Origin of the sequence: Nocardia sp. NPDC006630 (assembly GCF_040611495.1) — a bacterium.
Lineage (GTDB): Bacteria > Actinomycetota > Actinomycetes > Mycobacteriales > Mycobacteriaceae > Nocardia.
In genome coordinates this window covers 581920-603012 of record NZ_JBEXOK010000006.1, presented here as the reverse complement: position 1 = coordinate 603012, position 21093 = coordinate 581920, and the positions used below count along the sequence as shown (strand labels likewise).

9 protein-coding genes and 1 pseudogene are annotated in these 21093 nt (G+C 67.4%); 3 read left to right on the top strand and 7 right to left on the bottom strand.

Features of this window, described 5'->3' with window-relative positions:
- Positions 1–17: 17 nt before the first annotated feature.
- The 5 genes and pseudogenes from ABZX86_RS20915 to ABZX86_RS20895 all read right to left on the bottom strand — a co-directional run.
- Positions 18–1481 carry an alpha/beta hydrolase-fold protein gene (locus ABZX86_RS20915; RefSeq protein WP_355125706.1) on the bottom strand — a complete coding sequence of 488 codons (1464 nt, stop codon included), beginning with the start codon at positions 1479–1481 and terminating at the stop codon, positions 18–20.
- A gap of 134 nt (positions 1482–1615) precedes the next feature.
- The gene (locus tag ABZX86_RS20910) at positions 1616–5236 is read right to left on the bottom strand and encodes a protein kinase (protein ID WP_355125704.1); all 3621 of its coding nucleotides are present in this window, start codon (positions 5234–5236) and stop codon (positions 1616–1618) included.
- Between the two features lie 245 nt (positions 5237–5481).
- Positions 5482–7635, bottom strand: a complete 2154-nt coding sequence (locus ABZX86_RS20905) for a 3-hydroxyacyl-CoA dehydrogenase NAD-binding domain-containing protein (RefSeq protein WP_327143204.1) — start codon at positions 7633–7635, stop codon at positions 5482–5484.
- Between the two features lie 35 nt (positions 7636–7670).
- Positions 7671–8882 (bottom strand): acetyl-CoA C-acetyltransferase, encoded by a 1212-nt coding sequence (locus tag ABZX86_RS20900; protein WP_327143203.1) that lies wholly within the window; start codon positions 8880–8882, stop codon positions 7671–7673.
- 2009 nt (positions 8883–10891) lie between these two features.
- Positions 10892–12628 (bottom strand): annotated as a pseudogene (locus ABZX86_RS20895) (DNA polymerase III subunit gamma and tau); the annotation flags it as partial.
- A gap of 447 nt (positions 12629–13075) precedes the next feature.
- On the opposite strand from ABZX86_RS20895, the gene ABZX86_RS20890 reads away from it, so the two are divergent.
- Positions 13076–13909 carry a hypothetical protein gene (locus ABZX86_RS20890; RefSeq protein WP_355125701.1) on the top strand — a complete coding sequence of 278 codons (834 nt, stop codon included), beginning with the start codon at positions 13076–13078 and terminating at the stop codon, positions 13907–13909.
- A gap of 105 nt (positions 13910–14014) precedes the next feature.
- Positions 14015–15307 (top strand): ammonium transporter, encoded by a 1293-nt coding sequence (locus tag ABZX86_RS20885; protein WP_327143201.1) that lies wholly within the window; start codon positions 14015–14017, stop codon positions 15305–15307.
- Between the two features lie 80 nt (positions 15308–15387).
- On the opposite strand, the gene ABZX86_RS20880 is transcribed toward ABZX86_RS20885, so the two are convergent.
- Complete coding sequence (locus ABZX86_RS20880) at positions 15388–16506, bottom strand: neutral zinc metallopeptidase (protein ID WP_355125699.1); 1119 nt, start codon at positions 16504–16506, stop codon at positions 15388–15390.
- A 199-nt stretch (positions 16507–16705) separates the two neighbouring features.
- Between ABZX86_RS20880 and ABZX86_RS20875 the strand changes: the two genes are divergently transcribed.
- Positions 16706–18292, top strand: a complete 1587-nt coding sequence (locus ABZX86_RS20875) for a DUF2207 domain-containing protein (protein ID WP_355125697.1) — start codon at positions 16706–16708, stop codon at positions 18290–18292.
- 57 nt (positions 18293–18349) lie between these two features.
- Here ABZX86_RS20875 and ABZX86_RS20870 read toward each other — a convergent pair whose 3' ends face one another.
- The gene (locus ABZX86_RS20870) at positions 18350–21049 is read right to left on the bottom strand and encodes a fumarate reductase/succinate dehydrogenase flavoprotein subunit (protein ID WP_355125695.1); all 2700 of its coding nucleotides are present in this window, start codon (positions 21047–21049) and stop codon (positions 18350–18352) included.
- Positions 21050–21093: the final 44 nt, after the last annotated feature.

Genomic DNA, 21093 nt, shown 5'->3' with positions numbered 1-21093 from the left:
CCCGCAGCCTGTTTCGCTCAGGACTGGTTCTGCACCGGCAGTCCGAGGCGAGCCGTCAGCCACGGCAGCGACGAGGTGAAGGCGGACGATGCGAACTGCCAGGTGTGACCACCCTCCGCGGTGTTCACCCAGCACGTCATATTCACCTTGCGACCGTCGCCGCAGAGGGTGTCCGCCGCGCCGACCTCACCGGTGTCCATGACGCCGTCGTGCCCGCCCAGTCCGGCATTGTCGTCATCCTTGGCGGGGCCGCGCATCTGGGAGTACTTCTGGTACATCTCCGCCTGCCGCTTCGGCGGGGTCAGATCGTCGAAGACGCCGACCATATCGGAGTACGGCCCGTGCTTGGCCATGACCGTCTGCGGATCGAATTGTGCCCAGGCATCGGCATTTCCGCCGTACAGCCGCCGAATGGTCTGCTCCTTGGTGCCCGCGGTCGGGCCCAGGTCACCGGCGATATCGACGAAGGTGTTCAGCAGCTCCGGGTGCATGACCGCGAGATCCACCGCGCAGGTGCCGCCCATGGACCAGCCGACCGCCGCCCACTTGGCCGGATCGCTGGAGACGCCGAAGGTCGACTCCACATAGTCGGGCACATCCTTGGTCAGGTGATCGGCCGTATCGCCGCGGGTGCCGTTCACGCATTCGGTGTCATTGTTGAAACTGCCGCCGGAATCGACGAACACGAGCACCGGCGCCTGGCCGTTGTTGTTCGCCGCGAAATCGTCCACCGCGGGCATGATCTGGCCGCTGTTCACCCAATCCTTCGGAGTGTTGAACTCACCGCCGATCATCATGATCACCGGAAGTGCGGGCGGCTTGTCACCGGCGAACCAGGCCGGGGGCAGGTAGACGTACTCGGTGCGGTGCTTGAAGTGGCTGCCGGTCTCCGGAATATCCACCGGGACAATGCGACCCGTGCCGACATTCGTATTCCGCAGACTCGCGAGGGAGGCCAGGCTCGTCTGATGCGGCAGCGGCTCGGCGGTCACCGCGGCCCACGCCGACTGCACGGTCGGGTAGTAACCGACCCACTGGTCCAGCACGATCAGCGCGTTCACGAGTGCGAACGGCACCGCCAGCACCGCGGCGACCGTCTGCCACCACGGACCGCGGCGGAAACCCACCACGATCGCGCCGAGTGCCGCCGCGATCATGCCGATGCAGACCCACAGCAGCATCGGAGCCGGATCCGATGCCAGCCCTTCGTCATTCATGTACATCCAGGAGCCCCAGGCGACGGCAACCCCGACGGCCAGACAGATCGGCAATCCCACCAGCCACCAGCGCCGGTTGAACCGCGCCAGCGCCACGATCAGAGCGAATACCGCCAGGAACGCCGCTACCTGCGGGACCCAGCCGTTCAGCAGCGAAAGCCCGTGATGGAACTCGAACCCCTGATGCCCTGTATTCACCGGCGCGTGCGGCGCTGGAGGCGGAGCCAGGGGTGGGGTCTGCGACAGCACTCGGGTGGATAGCACGTCGGCGATTGTCGATGACTTTCCTCGAGAAACCCTGTGAACGACCTCAATGAAACCTGGCGACCGCATGAACACTCGTAATTCAGGGGTGTTTCGAGGGAGGATCGATCACGTAACTGTGAATCCCGGCTTGCTCAGAGTAGGGCGTCGAGGAAGGCGCGGGGCAGCTCCGGAGCGTCACCGGTATCGACCAGCGAGAGTTGGCTGCGCATGGTGCGCAGGATGCCCTGTACGCCCGGCCCGGCGTCCAGCAGCGGACGCGTCCAGCCCAGTTCGGCACAGCGGATCACCACGGGCGTCAGCACGCCTATGGACTCACCGACCCATCCGGAAGCGGACAGGCATTCGGTGAGCAGCAGCGCCGCGTCGAGTTCGGCCCGGGGGCGATTCTTCTCGCGTATCCGGGCATGCAGCACACGAGCCCGTTTGACGGCGGTGTCGTCCGTGCCGAGGGGTGCGAGCGCATCGGTGCCGCCGAGGTCGTCCCCGCGATAGTGGCGGGCCAGCAGAGCGCGGATGACGGCGATCTCCTCGGCCTCGGAGGCCAGCGCGGACGCACCCGTGAGATGCCGGACGGAACGGACCATGGGGTCGGTGATCAGACCGGCGGTCAATTGATCGGACGGCAGGCCCAGCCGCAGCCGCTCGGCCCGGATGTGCGCGGCGAGGCGGACGAGCTTGCGATCCACGGCGATCCGCGCACCCTCGTCCAGCCGGGCGGCGGCGGTATCGAGATCACCGTGCGCCGCCTTCACCCGCGCGCCGATCACGAAGATGCTGACCAGGAAGTCGACCGGCCCGACATGGGTGACCAGCTGATGACTCTGATCCAGCAGTCGCTCCGCGCTCTCCAGATCGCCACGGCGATAAGCCAATTCGCCCAGCAGTGCCGCCGCCACCCGCACCGAGTCCGAGCGCGGGCCGGAGCGATCCCGTGCCGTCTGCCATGCCTGCTCGAAACATGCTGTGGCGGTGGCGATATCGAGCTGCTCATAGGCGGCATCACCCTGACTGCACAGGCCGAACACCTCGCCCAGCGGATCGGCGGAACGCTGGTGATAGGGCTCGGCCCACTCCTGCATACCGCGCGCACCGTCGAAGTCGAAATCGCAGAGCCGCACGAACGACACCAGATTCGCGGCGGTGGAGACCGTCCAGGCCGGGAGCTCGTCGGCCAGCTCCAGACAGTCGGTGAGCTTGTCCAGCACACCGTCGGTGCGGTCCCGCGCCACCTGATCGGCGGCGGCCAGCACCGCCGCTTGGCAGCGCTGATTCACCGCGTCCGCATCGGTGGGCGAGCTGCGCGCCAGCATGCTGGAGAGCCGGCCCAGTGCGGTGCGCGCGGCGCCGGACTGCTGCAGATTCACATTGGCCCGCGCCAGCGCCATCAATAGCTTGCTGCGCGAAGTCACCTGCTGCACAGGAAGTTTCGACACCGTGCCGAACAGGGTCGCCAGCCGGGAGCGGTCGATCAGATCCATGCCGCCGTTCTCGACCAGATCCAGGGCGAACTTGAAATCGGTGGCGGCCAGCGCGTGATCGACCGACTGCCGCAGCAGCTGATGTTCGGCGAACCAGCGGGAAGCCTTGCGGTGCAGCGCTTTCACCTGACCGGGGTGGGCGCGCTCCAAGCGGGCCCGCAGATGCTCCGCCACCATGGGCTGCATGCGATACCAGGCGGAATCCTCGGAGAGCCGGTGCAGGAACAACTCCCGCTGTTCGGCCTGATCGAGTAGGTCGGCGGCCTCGGCGATTCCGGTCAGCGCCTCCGCCAGTGAGGCGTTCACCCGCTCCGGTACCGAGATTCCGGTGAGGAAGTCGAGCATGCGCGGTTCCAGGCTGTCCAGCACGTTCTCGGCGAGGTATTCGCGAATCGCCTTGTTGTCACCGGATATTCGGGAGATCAGCTTGTCCGCGTCCGATTCCCGGGCGCGCAGCGAGAGCCCGGCCAATTGAATGGCGGCGGGCCAGCCGTCGGTAGCGCTGTATATCTGTTCGATCTGCCGGTCGGTGAGCTGCAAGCCGGTGCGATCCACCAGGATCTGCCGGGTCTCCTCTTCTGTGAGACTCAGCTGCTCACAACCGATCTCGACGAGCTCGTCGGCCACCTGCAGGCGGCTCAGCGGCAATCCGGCCCGCTCACGGCTGGTGACGACAAAACGCAAATGGTGGCAACCATTGTCGAGCAGCGAATCCATCACGCGATGCGCACCGGTATCGGTGACACGATGCCAGTCGTCCACCACCACGACAATGGATTTGCCCCCGGCATGCACCTCGTCGATGAGCGCGGACACCGCATACGGCACCGCCTCGGCCGGGCGCTCCTCCAGCACCTGCTCCAGCCCGGCCCCGAGCTCCGGCCGCACCCGGCGAATGGCCGCGATGATGTGGGCCAGCAGCCACACCTCATTGTCGTCGTCGCGATCGATGCCGATCCAGGCCACCGCGACTCCGCGATCGGTGAGCTCGGCGCACCACTGTGCCGCCAGGGTGCTCTTACCGAATCCCGCCGGACCGTGAATGATTGCGAGCCGCCGCCGTCCCCCGGCCCGCAGCGGTTCCAGCAGGCGCGGCCGCGATACCGGCTCGCGCGCGGGTGTCGGCGGGCGGAATTTTGTAGTTGCCGTGGGCGGCAGCGTATTTCCGGTCGGCGTACTCACTCCGCCCAGGAGCGGGAACTTGCCGCTCGGCGTCCCCCGCCCCAGTATCAGTGAGCGATTGCGCGGGGAGCTCACCACCGGTCCCGGGCGTTGCCGCGAATACTGCTGGGTGGCACCGGATTCCGCACCATCGCTGGATTCGATCTCCACCGCGCCGTCCAGCAGCGCCATTTCGTCCGGCACCTGCCCGTTCTCGGCCTGGGCCGTACGCAGCAGTTCCCCGAATTCCACCGCCGTCTCGGGCCGGTCGCGCGGATCGGGCGACATGGCCGCCTCGATGGCGGCCGCCACCGCCGGTGGAATCTCCAGCTCCCGCAGATCCGGTACCGGCTGGCTGGTAATGCGCAGGAACTGCGCGATCACCTTCTCCCCCGCCTGCCTCTCGTAGGCGGCATGGCCGGTCAGCAGGGCGAACAGGGTGGAGCCGAGACCGTACACATCCGAGCGCACCGTCGGCTCGTCACCCTTGAGGACCTCGGGCGCGGTGAAGGCGGGCGATCCGGTGATCAAACTTGTGGAAGTGCGGAAACCGCCTGGGATGCGGGCTATTCCGAAGTCGGTGAGCTGCGGTTCGCCGTATCGGCTCAACAGCACATTGGCGGGTTTCACATCGCGATGCAGGACCTCGGCGCGGTGGGCGGTCTCGATGGCCCCCGCCAGCTTCACCCCGACCCGCAGGGAATCGGACCAGGTGAGCGGGCCATTGTCGCGCACCAGCTGTTCCAGCGACCCGTGCGTCGCATACGGCATCACAATGTAGGGCCGGCCGCTCGCGGTCACGTCGACCTGCAGGATGTCGACGATATTCGGATGCCCGGAGAGCCGCCCCATGGCGTGCTCCTCGCGCAGGAAGCGCTCCCGGCTCTCGTCGTCGATCTCGGTCGAGAGCACCTTCACCGCGACAATGCGGTCCAGAACGGCCTGTGTACACCGGAAAACCACCCCGAACCCGCCGCGCCCGACCTCCTCGGCCGCGACCAGCCCCATGGCCTCGAGTTCATCGACAATGCTGATGGGAACGTATGCCTGCGTGGCAGATTCGGGGCGAGTAGAGTCGCCCCGAGAGCCTTCCGGATGCGGCTGTGGTTTCATCTCGCCCACCTCCCGCCATTACGAGCGCGCCCCGAACCCGCGGGCGATTCCGGTGTTCTACCCGCGCATATTCCAAACGTAGCGCGAGATGCACCGAAGTGTGCGGTAATCGCCCGCACGCCACGCTCCCGACTGCTCACGCCCATACCTATACAAACGACAGGGCCCGGATCGCGATTCCGCAACCCGGGCCCTGCTCGAATCAAGGCGTGTCACCGCCCCTGGGGGCGGTGGCAGCGCTCGTACTACTTACGCAGCGAAGCCGGAACCTCGAAGCGCTCACCGAACTTGGCGGCCAGCTCATCGGCGCGAGCCACGAAGCCGGCGGTGCCGCCCGGGTAGCCGACGACGAACTGGTGCACGCCACCGGTCCAGGCCGGGTAACCGATACCGAAGATCGAGCCGATATTGGCGTCGGCGGTGGTGGTCAGCACACCCTCGTCGAAGCACTTCTGGGTCTCGATGGCCTCGATGAAGAGCATGCGGTCCTTCAGGTCCTGCAGCGAAACGCCCTCGGGCAGTTCACGCTTGGAACCGAAGGCCTCGCGCAGGCCCTCCCAGATGCCGGCGGTCTTGCCGTCGACATAGTTGTAGAAGCCGGCGCCGCCGAGCTTGCCCTTGCGATCGAACTTGTCGATCATCGTGTCGATGACATTGCCCGACGCGAGCGAGGCGGCCGAGATGACCTTGCCCTCGGCCTCGGCGGCGGCCTTGGTCTCCTTGAAGATCTTGTTCATCGTCTCGAAGTTGAGCTCATCGCTCAGCTTCAGCGGCGCCGCCGGGTAACCGGCCTGCAGACCGGCCTGCTCGATGGTCGCGGGATCGATGTTCTCCTGGAGCATCATGATCGCTTCATTGATGAAGGTGCCGATCACGCGCGAGGTGAAGAAGCCGCGGCTGTCGTTGACCACGATCGGGGTCTTGCGGATCGCGAGGGTGTAGTCGTACACCCGGGCCAGCGCCTCGTCCGAGGTCTTCTCGCCGCGGATGATCTCGACCAGCGGCATCTTGTCCACGGGGGAGAAGAAGTGGATGCCGATGAAGTCCTCGGACCGCTTCACACCATTGGCCAGCAGGGTGATCGGCAGGGTCGAGGTGTTCGAGCCCAGCAGCGCGTCGGGATCGACGATGTCCTCGATCTCCTGGAAGACCGCGTTCTTGAGCTCGGGCTTCTCGAAGACGGCCTCGATCACGAAGTCGACGCCGGCGAAATCGGCGGCATCGGCGGTCGGGGTGATCCGGGCCAGCAGCTCCTTGGACTTCTCCTCGGTGGTCTTGCCACGCGAGAGCGCCTTCGCCTCGATCTTCTCGGAGTAGTTCTTGCCGCGCTCGGCCGCCTCGATGGTGACGTCCTTGAGCACAACGGTGTAACCGGCCTTGGCGGAGACGTACGCGATGCCCGCGCCCATCATGCCCGCGCCGACGACGCCGATCTTCTTGATCTCACGCTTCGGCACGTCCTTGGGACGCGAACCGCCGTTGTTGATCGACTGCAGATCGAAGAAGAACGCCTGGATCATGTTCTTCGCGACCGGGCCGGTCAGCAGCGAGACGAAGTAGCGCGACTCGATCAGCGACGCATTGTCGAAATCGACCTGGGCGCCCTCGACCGCGGCCGACATGATGGCGCGCGGCGCCGGCATGTTCTGGCCCTTGATCTGCTTGCGCAGGTTGGCCGGGAAGGCCGGCAGGTTGGCGGCGAGCGCCGGGGTGGACGGGGTGCCGCCGGGGATCTTGTAGCCCTTGACATCCCAGGGCTGCACGCCCTTGTCCGGGTTGGCCTTGATCCATGCCTTGGCGGCCGGGATCAGCTCTTCGATCGAGCCGACAACCTCGTTGATGATGCCGGTGGCCTTGGCCTTGGCCGGGGTGAACTTGTTGCCCTGCAACAGAACACCCATGAGGCCGTTGGCAATGCCCAGCATGCGGGTGATGCGGGTGACGCCGCCACCGGCCGGGAGCAGGCCGAGGGAAACCTCGGGCAGGCCCAGCTGCACGCCCTTGACGTCGGCGGCAATGCGGTAGTGGGTCGCGAGGGTGATCTCCAGGCCGCCGCCGAGGGCAGCACCGTTGATCGCGGAGACGACCGGCTTGCCCAGCTGCTCGAGACGACGCAGGTCGCCCTTGATGCTGGTGAGCTCCTCCATGATGTCCGCCGCGTTCTCCGGCGTGGTCTTCATCATGTTCTTGAGGTCGCCGCCGGCGAAGAAGGTCTTCTTCGCGGAGGTGATGACAACACCGGTGATGTCGTCCTTCTCGGCCTCCAGGCGATCGACGGTCGCCTTCATGGAGTCCTTGTACAGCTGGTTCATCGTATTGGCGCCCTGGTTGGGGTCGTCCATGGTCAGCACGACGATGCCGTCGGCGTCCTTTTCCCAGCCGATCATGTTCTCAGTCATTGTGTTTGGTTCTCCTCGAGAAAAGTCGGTGGGCGTTAGACGCGCTCGATGATGGTGGCGACGCCCATGCCGCCGCCGATGCACAGGGTGACCAGTGCGTAACGGGCGTTGCGACGGTGCAGCTCGTCGACCATGGTGCCGGTGATCATGGCGCCGGTGGCACCCAGCGGGTGGCCCATCGCGATCGCGCCACCGTTGACGTTCAGCTTCTCGTCCGGGATCGCCAGGTCCTTCTGGAACTTCAGGACGACGGAGGCGAAGGCCTCGTTGATCTCGAACAGGTCGATGTCGTCGACCGTCAGGCCGGCCTTGGCGAGCGCCTTGAAGGCGGCCGGGGTCGGGCCGGTCAGCATGATCGTGGCGTCCGCACCCGAGGTGGCGGTCGCGACGACGCGGGCACGCGGGGTCAGACCCGAAGCGGCGCCGGCCTCTTCGGAGCCGACGAGCACCAGCGCGGCGCCGTCGACGATGCCGGAGGAGTTGCCACCGTGGTGCACGTGGTTGATGGCCTCGACGTAGGTGTAGCGCTGCATGGCGACGGCGTCGAAGCCGCCCATCTCGCCGATGCCGGCGAAGGCCGGGTTCAGCTTGCCCAGGTCGGCGGCGGTGGTGCCGGGACGCATGTGCTCGTCGTTGTCCAGCACGGTCAGGCCGTTGATGTCCTTGACCGGAACGACGGAGCCGTTGAAGTAACCGTTCTTCCAGGCGTCGGCAGCGCGGTCCTGCGAGCGGACGGCGTAGGCATCGACGTCATCGCGGGTGAAGCCCTCGATGGTGGCGATGAGGTCGGCCGAAATGCCCTGCGGGACAATGTAGGAGTCGAAGCTGGTGGCCGGGTCCATGAACATGGCGCCGCCGTCGGAGCCCATCGGCACGCGGGACATGGACTCGACGCCGCCGGCGATGACCAGGTCATCGAAGCCGGAGCGGACCTTCTGGGCAGCCAGGTTCACGGCCTCGAGGCCGGAGGCGCAGAAGCGGTTGATCTGAATGCCGCCGACGGTGTCGGGCAGCTTGGCGGTGAGCACCGTGGTGCGGGCGATATCGGCACCCTGGTCACCCACGGGGGAGACGACACCCAGGATGATGTCCGAGATCCGATCCTCATCGAGGTTCGGGAAGCGCTTCCGCAGCTCTTCGACCAGACCGGTGGTCAGATCGATCGGCTTGACCGAGTGCAGCGACCCCTTCTTGTTGCGGCCGCGCGGGGTGCGGATGGCCTCGTAAATGTAGGCCTCTGTGGTCATATCGGAGTTTTTCCTTCCTTAAGGTGCGCCGACACCGCGTTGTGCGGTCAGCACGTAGCCATAACCTCGCCGGTCAGCCTCTCGACCAACCGTCTGACGCTGTACAAACAGCCTCACGAGCCGACCGACGCGCTCGCAGATAGCCCGTACGCCTGGGCATACCTTAGAACTTCGCCGAACCGATACTCACGGCCACCCGATCATAGTACCGCCCAATGCGAACTCCGGTTAACTTAATGCGTCTCACAGGGCAACTGTCAACCCTCCAGCGGAGTAGCCCCCAATTCGGCGCGCAGGAGTTCCAAGGCCACATCATCAGGGTCGCGGCGCTCCTCCGGGGGCACCGGCACGGCTGCCTCCGCCATCATCTCGCGCTCGTCCTCCGGCGTAATAGCAGGTGGGACGCTGTCATAACCTACTGGCGAGTAGTCCGCGGGCCCCGGGTCGTCCGGAAGGTCCGGGCCGTCCGGCAGCGGAATATCGTCTTCCGGCGGGGTATTCCGGGGCGCGGCGGGACGCTCGAAGACCCGCGGTTCGGCGGGGGCCGACACCTCCACCACCGGGGGCGGGCTCACCGCGGCCGTCGCAACTGCGCCACCTCCGGTCGGGCCGTTGCCCCAGTCCGTCCCATCCGTGACGACCGTCGCCGCACCGGCACTCGCCGTCGCGCTCTTGGACTGGCTGGGCCGCGAGAACTTCGCCGCCGCCTTCTTCGGTGCGGTATCCCCGCCCGCGGCCGGTCCCTTCCCCGCACTCTTCGCGGCCGCGGGCGCACCCGCGCCCCCGACCTCCCACTTCACGTCATGATCGCGCCCGAGCACGGCCTGTACCGCCGACCGCACCGCCTGCACGTTCTGCGGCTGCGCCAGCCGCTGCGCCAACATCTCATTGGGATGCGCGAAAACGATCAGCTGCCCATCGATCCGAGACACCGAAGCCCCGGACAGCATCGCCTGCACCGTGGCCCCGAACTCCCGCACCTTGGCCCGAATATCGGCCCAGGCCCCCTCGATCTCCCGCAGCAGCTCATCACCGTCAAGCCCCGCAGGCACAACCTCCGCCGCCGCGGGCGCATCCACAACCGGCGCAACCTCTTCCACCGGCGCGGAAACCGCCGCCTCAGCACCGGCGTCAGCCGCACTCACCGGCTCGGAGTCCAGCGCCGGCGCCATATCGAAAATCTCAGCGCCCGAATCAGCACCGGCCGCAGCGGAATTCACGACTGCGACGGGCTCGGCTCCCACTGCCTGCTCCACCGGAGACACAGCCGCCGAGGCGGCACTGTCTTGCGCCTGCGCAATATCGGCTGCATCGAACAACGGCACATCTTCGAACGCGGGACCGCCCTCAGCCTGAACCGAGAACGCAAACCCCGGAGCGTCGTCCTCAGCGGCCCCGGAGCCCCGCGTCACCTCGGCGGGCTCCACCCCCAGCGCTGTCTGAACCGGATCCACCGAAACATCGACAACTGTCATCGCCACACCGCGCCCTGCATCCGGCACCGACTCGGCGGCCGAATCGGACTCCCCCGCAGCCGATTTCACTTCCAGCGCAGGAGCGGACAGCGCCGACGCATCATCGGCAAGCGCTGCTTGAGCCACCACAGTCGCAGGCGGCGCCGAAACAGGCTGCTGGGCAGGCGCTTCTGCCTGTGCGGCGGAACCGGCGATATGCGCCGAATCGGCGGAATCAGCCGTGCGAGCGCTCCGCGTGACGCTCTCGGCCGTCGCGACCGGCGCCACAGCCTCGGCGGGCGGCGCGGAAACAGGCTGCTGCGCAGAGATTTCGGCCGGAGGCCTGGTGGCCTGCGCAGCGGAATCGGCGGCCTGCGTCGCATCGGCGGAATCGGCCGTGCGTGTGCTCGGGGCGGCGGAAACCGATTCCTGTGCGGCACTCTCGGCCATTGCGGCCTGCACCACGACCTCGGCGGGCGGCGCGGAAACAGGCTGCTGGGCAAGCGTTTCCGCGGACGGGGTGGCGATGCTCGCCGGGGCGGCGTCGCCGACCGGGACGCGGGCGGCACTCATTTCGGGCGGACGAACCGCGACCCGTTGGGCAGGCTGCGGCGAATCACCCTGGGACAGGGTCGCAGCAGCGTCTGCTGCGACCCTCGCACCACTGCCCACCTCGGGCTTCGACGCGGGCGCGGCGGGCTGAGCGGACTCGTCCTGAGCAGGCACGATGGGCCTGACCGCTTGCGGAGCCGCCGGCGGAGCCGTGACGGGCTGGGCCGAAGGTTGTGCCGCAGCCGTCGCGGGCCGGACGGCCTGCGGGGACTGCACGGACTGTGCGGTGGGCGAGTCCACCGCAGGGCGAGCCGGAGCGGGCTGGGAGGCCTGCGGGTCCTGGCGCGGCGCGGCGGCAGGTGGGGCCGTCCGCGGAGCCTGGCTCGGCATAGCGGACTGCTGGGGAGGGGTTGGGGCAGTGGGGGTTTCACCGCGATTGCCGCGGAGGGCGGCGAGGGCTTCGGCGCCTCGGCGGCGGGGTTCGCCGGAAGGCGGTGCGGGCGAGGGAGCTTGGGAGGCCGGGGCCGCAGCCGGGCGGGCGGCGGGGGTCGAGTTGCCGGTGGGGGCGGCCGCGGGGAGGGCGCCGCCTGCCATGCGGCGTTCGAGGGTTTCCAGGCGCTGGAGGGTCGCTACCTCGGTGTCGGTGGCGGCGGGGAGGAGCATGCGGGCCGCTACGACCTCGAGGAGCAGGCGGGGGGCGGTGGCGCCGCGCATATCGCCGAGGCCCTCGTGCAGGAGTTCGGCGTAGCGGGTGAGGGTGGCGGGGCCGATGCGCTGGGCCTGGTCGTGCATGCGGTCGAGGACGTCGCCGGGGCCGGTGACGAGGTTGCGTTCGACGGCATCGGGGACGGCGCGCATGAGGATGAGGTCGCGGAGGCGTTCGAGCAGGTCGGTGGCGAAGCGGCGGGGGTCGTGGCCGGCCTCGACGACGTGATCGATGGTGCCGAACAGGGCCGCGCCGTCGGAGGTCGCGAGAGCCTCGACCGCGTTATCGATCAGTGCCACGTCGGTGACGCCGAGCAGCGAGACGGCCCGGGGGTAGGTGACGCCTTCGGGACCCGCACCCGCGAGCAGCTGGTCGAGGACGCTGAGACTGTCGCGCGGTGAGCCGCCGCCGGCCCGAATCACCAAGGGGTACACGGACTCTTCGACCTGGACGTTCTCCTGGTCGCAGATCTTGCCGAGCAGCCCGCGCATGGTGGCGGGCGGCAGCAGCCGGAACGGGTAGTGGTGCGTGCGGGAGCGAATGGTCGGGAGGACCTTCTCCGGCTCGGTGGTGGCGAAGACGAAGATCAGGTGGGCGGGCGGCTCTTCGACAATCTTGAGCAGTGCGTTGAAGCCCGCGGTGGTCACCATGTGCGCCTCATCGACGATGAAGACGCGATACCGGGATTCGGCCGGGGCGTAGAAGGCGCGATCGCGCAGTTCCCGGGTGTCGTCGACACCACCGTGGCTGGCCGCGTCGAGCTCGATGACATCGAGATTGCCGGACCCGCCGGGGCCCAGCGCGACACAGGAGTGGCAGACCCCGCACGGCGTGGAGGTCGGACCCTCCACACAGTTGAGCGAGCGCGCCAGGATGCGCGCGGAGGAGGTCTTGCCACATCCGCGCGGTCCGGAGAACAGGTAGGCATGACTGATCCGCCCGGTGTCGAGCGCGGTACTCAGGGGCTCGGTGACGTGCTCCTGCCCCACCACTTCAGCGAACGTTGCCGGTCGGTACTTCCGGTACAGAGCCACGGCTTCTGAGGGTACCGAGTACCTCCGACATCGGACGATTCGCTGCCTGCGTGGCTGCCGGTCCGTCCGATTAGTGCCGCTCGGCTCGCGTTTACCGCACCTCGGCGCGTCAAACTATGGCGTATGTCACATGCAATCCGCGCGCCTGTTCGATACCGACCGGACTGAACTCGGTATTGGTTGTCCAAGCGAGCAAATTCTTAGCGCGTCCTCCTGAGGCGATAGCCGGACGCGGCCTCCACCCAAGATCACCGTTTACGGATGCGCATTCGGTTTCAACTCGGCAGACCGGACATAACGATCACATCAACCGATGCAGCAAGATCGCAATCGTTTGGCTACCGTGGAACTCGGCAACTTCGGTAGCCAAACCTTCATCAGGTTGGTGGCCCCGGCCGGTCCCTCATCCCGACCGGGGCACAACCAAATTTTCCGGAGGAACTCCCCGTGCCGTCGCACGACGACATTGCAGAAGCCTGGCTCTCCAGCACCGAATTCGCCGGCGATCTCGCCGCGGTCGGATTGCTCAGTCGAGCCATCAGCCCAGAGAACTACGACATCAAGCGCGCTTCGCTACCGGTATCGGCAGCGGCCGATCCGGCAACAGCGGGCGCCATTCTGGAGCTGCTACAGCGCGGCCAGGTGCCGACGCTGGCGGCCATCCAGACCCTCATCGTGCAGAACGATATGCGCGCCGAGGCCGAGCGCATCGAACGCCTGGGCCGCCGCGCACAGCGCAGCGTCGAGGATTTCGGCCGGGTGCTGGCCAAGCTCACCGACGAGTACTGGACCGCGCACGGCACCGGGCCGACCCGGCGCGACATCCTGCTGTCGGAACCGGTCTTCGACCTCATCCGCGATCGGGTCGGCGATATCCCGCCCGCCGCGGTCAAACATCTGTGGCTGATCGAGCGGGCGCAGCGCGCCGGCTGGATCGCCTACAGCGCGACACCCCGATCCCTGTGCGCCGGAAGGCGTTTCCATGCCGCGCGGTACGGCAATCGGGTTTCGCTGCGCCCGGTGAATACGCTCGGCGCCCTGGTCACGGCATATCTGCGAGATCAAGTGGCGGAGAACGGGCGGCCGCCGCGCTGGTCGGTGCTGGCCTACGAGCTGCGCGACGATCGCGGGCGGCGGGTGTTCAATGACACAGCCGATGCCCGGGCCCAGCAGCGATGGCTGACCACGGCCGAGTGGATGGCGCTCGAGGAGGATCTGCCCGTGCCGGGACCGCGTGGAATGCGCGTGCTTGCCCGCAAAGGCCGGGAACGCAATAGCTGACGCTGTTACGGACAGGTATCCGATTCCTCATTTTCGTAACAGCGCCGAAACGTGAGGATTCGGTAACTTCCCTGCAACGCGATAACGCGCGAAGGGAGTTACTCCATGACCACGACCATCGACCCGGCGGCCACGGCCTGGCTGCTCGCAGCCACGGCCATGGTGCTGCTCATGACGCCGGGGCTGGCCATCTTCTACGGCGGCATGGTGCGCTCCAGCGGTGTGCTCAATATGCTCATGATGAGCTTCATTTCCATTCCGCTGGTGACGGTGGCATGGCTGATTGCGGGGTACAGCCTCGCCTTCGGTGATGATGCCGGTGGCGGGCTTATCGGAAATCTCGGACATATCGGACTTTCGGGAATCGACCCGAAGACCGTGCATGCCGCGAGCGGAATTCCGGAGTTGCTGTTCGTCACCTTCCAGCTGACCTTCGCCATTCTCACCGTCGCCCTCGTCAGCGGCGCCATCGCCGATCGCGCCAAGTTCTCGGCGTGGATGATCTTCGTACCGGTCTGGGCGCTCATCGTGTACGCACCCATCGCGCACTGGGTGTGGACTCCGGACGGCTGGCTGGCCTCGCTGGGCACCCTGGACTTCGCGGGCGGCCTGGTGGTCGAGATCGCCTCGGGCGCTTCGGCGCTCGCACTGGCGCTGGTGCTGGGTCCGCGGGTCGGCTTCAAGATGGATGCCATGCGCCCGCACAATCTGCCCTTCGTGCTGCTGGGCGCGGGCCTGCTCTGGTTCGGCTGGTTCGGATTCAATGCCGGTTCGGCGCTGGCCGCCAATGGCACTGCGGCAGCGGTCTTCCTGAACACACTGGTCGCGGGCTGCCTCGGCATGCTGGGCTGGCTGATCGTCGAGCAGATTCGCGACGGTAAGCCGACCACCTTCGGTGCGGCCTCGGGTGCGGTGGCCGGTCTGGTCGCCATCACCCCGTCCTGCGGCTACACCAACACCATGGGCGCGCTGATCGTGGGTCTGGTTGCGGGCCTGGTGTGTTCGTTCGCGGTGGGCTGGAAGTTCAAGGGCGGCTACGACGATTCACTCGATGTGGTCGGCGTGCACTTCGTCGGCGGCATTGTCGGCACCCTGCTCATCGGCTTCCTGGCCAATCGGGCGATGACCGGTGACAACGGCCCGCAGGGCCTGCTCTACGGCGGCGGGCTCGGCCAGCTGGGCAAGCAGGCGGTGGGCGTGATCGTGGTGGCGGCCTTCGCCTTCGGCGTGACCTTCGCGCTCGGCAAGCTGATCGACAGGACCATCGGCTTCCGGGTCAGCCGCGAGGACGAGATCGGCGGCATCGACTTCGCACTGCACGCGGAGACCGCGTACGCCGAGGGTGTGCACGGGCACGGCGCACCGCGCCGCCTCGGGGACGGACCGTTCGGGCACTGAATCGTGTTCGGGCACTGAGTTTTACGAAATCGGCCGGGGTGGCGAATGATTCGCCACCCCGGCCGATTTCGATGTTCGGGTCAATTCACCTTGTTCGCCGCCGCGCCGAACGTATTGCATTGCGCCGTACGGTTTTTGTCGTAGCCGAGCGACCACCAGGTACCGCCGTTGTTCGAGGTCCCGTGGTCGCGCATATCGCCGGGAGCGTCGCCGCGGTGGAACATATCGTTGCGGGCCACACCGGCCTGCGCGGAGGTCAGTGAGCCGCCGTTGTTCGAGGACGCCAGGAACATGCCGTCGAAGCAGTTGGCCTGCAATTCGGTTCGGCGCGAGAGCTCGAGGCCGGTGGCGCTGGTGGCTCCCGCGTCACGGCGCTCCTGATGCACCTTGCCGAGGATGCCGGATTCCGCCTGTACGTGATGTCCGTATTCGTGCGCGAACACCGACAGGTAGACCACCCAGTTGTCCTTGTAGATATCGGTCTGCAGCTGGCTGACCGGCATGTAGATGGTCTGGTCGGCCGAGCAGTAGAAGGCGGCGAAGTTGGTGCTGTTGCCGGTGCACAGGGTGGTGATACCGCTGGTGGTCGCCGAGACATTCAGTTTGGGCGGTACGAACGGCAGCTTGATGTCGTCGAAGAGCGGCTTCCAGGCTTCGGCGAGACAGCTTGCGGCAGTTTCGAAGAACTTGCGTGCGGTGTCGACCTGGGTGCCCCACGGCGAGTAGTTGCAGCGTTCGGGGATGAGCGTGTAGCTGTCATCGGTGACCAGCGGATTGTCCGAGGTCTTGGGGACACCGGCGTTGTCGTCGGGTGAGTTCGTATAGGTGGTCTGCACCTTGTCACCGGGGCTACCGGCGCCGAGGTGGTTCAGGCCGTGGGAGACGGCGGTGCGCACCAGGGCGGCGGTCACCAGCAGCACGAAGATGACAACCAGTGCGCCCCAGCGGCCGCGGCGCGGCGGCGCGGGGCGCTGCGGTGGGGGCATGCCGATCTGGAAGCCCGCGGTGGGCGGGGGCAGGGGCTGCCGGTAGGCGGGTGGCATCGACTGGCCGTAGCCGGGCGGACGGTATCCGGGCGGCGGACCGTAGCCCTGCTGCGGCGGAAACCCTTGTCGCTGTGGATAAACCGGACGCTGCTGTGGATAGCCGGGCTGTGCCGGAAATCCAGTGGGCGGTGCGGTGGGTCCGGACGGCTGCATCGGCTGCCCCGGCGGCTGTCCGGGTTGTCCAGGATATCCGGGTTGCTGAGGGCGTCGCGGGTCGGGTTGGGGCGGCCAACCCCCGGGGGGAATCGGTCCGTATCCGGACGGTGGGCGAGTCATCCCCCGCACCCCCTCGTTCTCTGCGATATCCGACAGCCGCTGAGGAAGAATAGCAAGCTGTCTAAAGTAACCTTCCATGCAGATTTTTCGGGGGGGCGCTCTCGTCGCGCTGCTGCTCGCTCTGGCAGGAGTAATCGCGCCTGCCGCACATGCGCAGCCCAGCGACGGTGTGCGGATCACCGCCGATGTCGATCTCGGCGACGACGGTCTGCTGCGCGTCACCGAAACCGTGGAAGTGCCTGCGGGCAGCGAGTTCCGGCAGGTGCTGCCGCTGCGAGTGCAGGTCACCGATGCGGTGCAGCGCAATTTCCAGGTCACCGATATCAAGGCCGACGGCGACGGTGATGCGGCTGTCGCGGACGACCGGTTCACCCTCGATGCCCGGCCGGGGCAGGTGACGTTCAAGTACACGGTGCACAACACGGTCACCGAGACCACCGGCGCACAGCTGTTCCACTGGACCGGCGTGCTGAATACCGATGTGGCGACCATCAGCGTCACCGTGACCAGTCCCGATTTCCGGATGGGCGTCACCAAGTGCACCATCGGCCCGCCCGGAAAGCCGGAGGACTGCGCGGATATTCGGGTCGAGCCGGACGGCGTCGCGCATCTCGACAAGACCGACCTGCACAAGGGCGATGTCATCGATGTGACGCTGCAGGTGCCGGCGGGCACGGTGAAGGCGAATGCCGATATCGCCGATGACAATGCGCCCGGCCCGTTTTCGGTGACCGGTCCGGTGCTGGCGGCATTCGCGGTGCTGCTGGCGGCGCTGGCGGCCGCCGCCGGATATGTGGTGTGGGCACGGCGCACGACGCCGGGCGGAACCGAAACGCTCGATCCGCTGCTGCGCGAGGGCAATCGGGTGGAGTTCACCTCACCGGACGCGGTACTGCCCGGGACCGCCGGACTGCTGGTGGACGGCCATGTGGACGCCCCCGATATGGCGGCGACCGTGGTGGACCTGGCGGTTCGCAGCTATGTCTGGATTGCGGCCGTAGGTGATTCGGCCTGGCGGATCACTCGGATGAACCCGGCGGATGAGCAGCTGACCGCTTACGAGCGGACGGTGTACTCGGTGCTGCTGCCCGAGGGCACGGATTCGGTGCTGCTGTCGGAGCTCAGCGGCAAGGTGCCCGCGACCGCGGTGCGCAAGGCGCTCATCGACGATGCCACGGCGCGTGGGGCTTTCATCGATCGCACCCGGCGCGGTTTCGAATTCTGGCTGGGCGTCGCGCTGATCGTCGCCGGTGTGGCCACCACCATCGGACTGGCGCTGGGCCCGGGGCATGCGCTGATCGGCGTGGCGCTCGCGCTCGCCGGCGTGGCCGCCCTGCTGCTCCCCCGCTATCTCCCGTCCCGTACGGCACTGGGCCGGGAGCTGACCGGCCGGGTGCAGGCGATGCTGCGCGGTCTGGATGCGGTTGTGCCGCAGCAGATTCCCGCACCGGATCAGGAGATGGTGTTCTCCCGCGCCCTGCCCTTCATGGTGGCCGGGCGGCGCACCGACCAGTGGGTGCGCACCTTCCGCGAACTGGACCCCACCGCCGACGGCACCCCCGGCCTCTACTGGTTCGGCGGCTTCGAAGGCGACCGCGACCTGCACCGCTTCGCCGCCCACTTCCCCTACTTCATTACGGAGTTGGAGCATCTGTTCAACTGAGTCCTTCGGCCGGTGTGGATCCCGGCCGAAAGCAGGCCGGGATGACGGGCGGCTCGGTCAGGTTCCGGCGTGGACCGCCAGGGCGCGGCGGGCGTAGGCGCGGACGTCGGCATCGGTGTCTTCCAGGGCCGATTCCAGGGTGATGCGGGCGGTTGCGGATTCGGGCCAGCTGCTGAGGGTGAGGACGGCAGCCTTGCGGACGTCCGGATGAACGTCGGCGAGGGCGGCCTGTAGCGGTTCTGCGGCCAGATCGGGGCCCGCCGAGGGCAGGCCCCGGGCAGCGCCTTCACGGACCTGCCAGGCCGAATCCCTCAGTGCTGCGGACAGTGTGGGGGTGTCCTCGGCATTGCCGAGCCGGGCGAGTGCGGTGAGGGCGGCGGCGCGCACCAGCGGGTCGCGGTCCGGGATGAGGGCACGGACCGCCTCGATACCGCCGAGGCCGACGGTGGCCAGACCACGTGCGGCGGCGATGCGGACCTCGCGGTTCTCATCGTGCGCGGCGGTGGCCAGTGCGGACCACTCGTCCAGGGAGACCAGCCCGTTGACCGCTTCGATGCGAACGCGGTGGTCACCGTCCACTGCGGCCTTGGTGAACAGTTCGACCGAACCCGCGTGCAGCGCGCGCAGTAGATCGATCACCGCGGCGCGCACGGCCGGATCGGGGGAATCGGCGTGCGTGGCGAGGTCCTCGGCTCCCGGCAGGATCTCCACCAGTTCGCGTAGTCCGGCTATGGCCGAACTGCGCACCGTCACCTCGGAATCGGCGAGCGCGGCAATGAGGCGGTCGCCGAAGCCGTCCGGGGTGCCCTCGGTGAGTACCGATATCGCGGTGGCGCGCACCTGCGGGTCCGGATCTTCCAGGAACGACGCGAGTTCGGCGACAGACGGCGCATCCAGACTGAGCAGCAGGGCAATACGCGGCGCGACGGGAGTCTTGCCGGGGACGGGCGCGGCCGTACCGGCACTCGCGGGCGCGGCATTCAGGTTGGGCGGACTGCCGACGAGTGCGGGCTGTGTCACCGGGATGACGGTGTCATCGGCGGAGGGCAGATCGTCGAGTCCGGGCACCGGCACGAAATACGGTGCGACCGGCCGCTTCAGGAATTCCATCTCGCTGTCCGCGTTCTTGCGCAGGTTGAGGTGGTACCGCCATTCGACATCGTCGCGCTCGGGCAGATCGGCGCGCTCGTGGTACAGCCCCCAGCGCGATTCGGTGCGGGTGAGCGAGGAGCGGGCCGCCATCTCGGCGCAGTCGCGAATGAAGCTGACCTCGGCGCAGCGCATGAGTTCGTGCGGGGTCTGCGCGCCCATGGCGTTCAGGTCGTCGAGCATGCGGTCGAAGGTTTCGATGGCCAGCGACAGCTTGGTGGCCGTCTTGGGCGGGGCCACATAGTCATTGACGAAGCGGCGCAGCTTGTATTCCACCTGCTGCTGCGGCGGGCCGTCCGGATTGCGCAGCGGCTGGTAGACGAGTTCGTGTGCGGCGGCGATCTGGTCGGCGGGAAGATCCCCCGGGGCCGGGGTGCCGGCGAGGGTGCTCGCGGCGTGCGCGCCCGCCAGGTCGCCGTAGACGAAGGCGCCGATCATGTAGTTGTGCGGTACGCAGGCCAGGTCACCGGCGGCGTAGAGACCGGGAACCGTCGTGCGTGCATTCTCGTCGACCCATACGCCGGAGGCGGAATGACCACTGCACAAACCGATTTCGGAGATGTGCATCTCGATATCGTGCGTCCGGTAGTCGTGCCCGCGATTGGCGTGGAAGGTGCCGCGCGTGGGCCGTTCGGTGGTGTGCAGAATGCCTTCGAGCGCGTCCAGGGTCTCGGTCGGCAGGTGTGAGACCTTGAGATAGATGGGCCCGCGCGCGGATTCGATCTCCCGCTTCACCTCCGACATCATCTGGCCGGACCAGTAGTCGGAGTCGACGAAGCGTTCACCGAGCGCGTTGACCTGATAGCCGCCGAACGGATTGGCGACATAGGCGCAGGCCGGGCCGTTGTAATCCTTGATGAGCGGGTTGATCTGGAAGCATTCGATGCCCGAAAGCTCCGCACCGGCGTGGTAGGCCATGGCGTAGCCGTCGCCCGCATTGGTGGGGTTCTCGTAGGTGCCGTAGAGGTATCCGGAGGCGGGCAGGCCGAGTCGGCCGCAGGGCCCGGTCGCCAGAATGACCGCTTTCGCCGCCACCGTGACGAATTCGCCTGTGCGCGTGTTCAATGCGGCGGCGCCGACCGCGCGGCCGTTCTCGGTGAGGACGCGCACCGGCATGAGCCGGTTCTCGATCTGGATCTTCTCGCGCATCTTGCGTTGCCGCAGTACGCGATACAGCGCCTTCTTGACGTCCTTGCCCTCCGGCATGGGCAGCACATACGAGCCGGAGCGGTGCACGCGCCGCACCGCGTACTCGCCGTAGGCGTCCTTCTCGAACTTCACGCCGTAGCGTTCGAGCCGCTGCACCATGGCGAAACCGCGGGTCGCGGTCTGATAGATGGTGCGCTGGTTGACGATTCCGTCATTGGCGCGGGTGATCTCGGCGACGTAGTCCTCGGGCTCGGCCTTACCGGGGATGACGGCATTGTTGACGCCGTCCATGCCCATGGCGAGCGCACCGGAGTGCCGCACATGGGCCTTCTCCAGCAGCAGGACGTTCGCGCCCTGTTCGGCGGCGGTGAGCGCGGCCATGGTGCCGGCGGTGCCGCCGCCGATGACGAGCACATCGCAGTCGAGACGGGTGGTCTCGGCCAGATCGGGAATCTCCATCAGCACACCAACATTCGGTCGGGAATCGGTCGGGGATCGGCGCC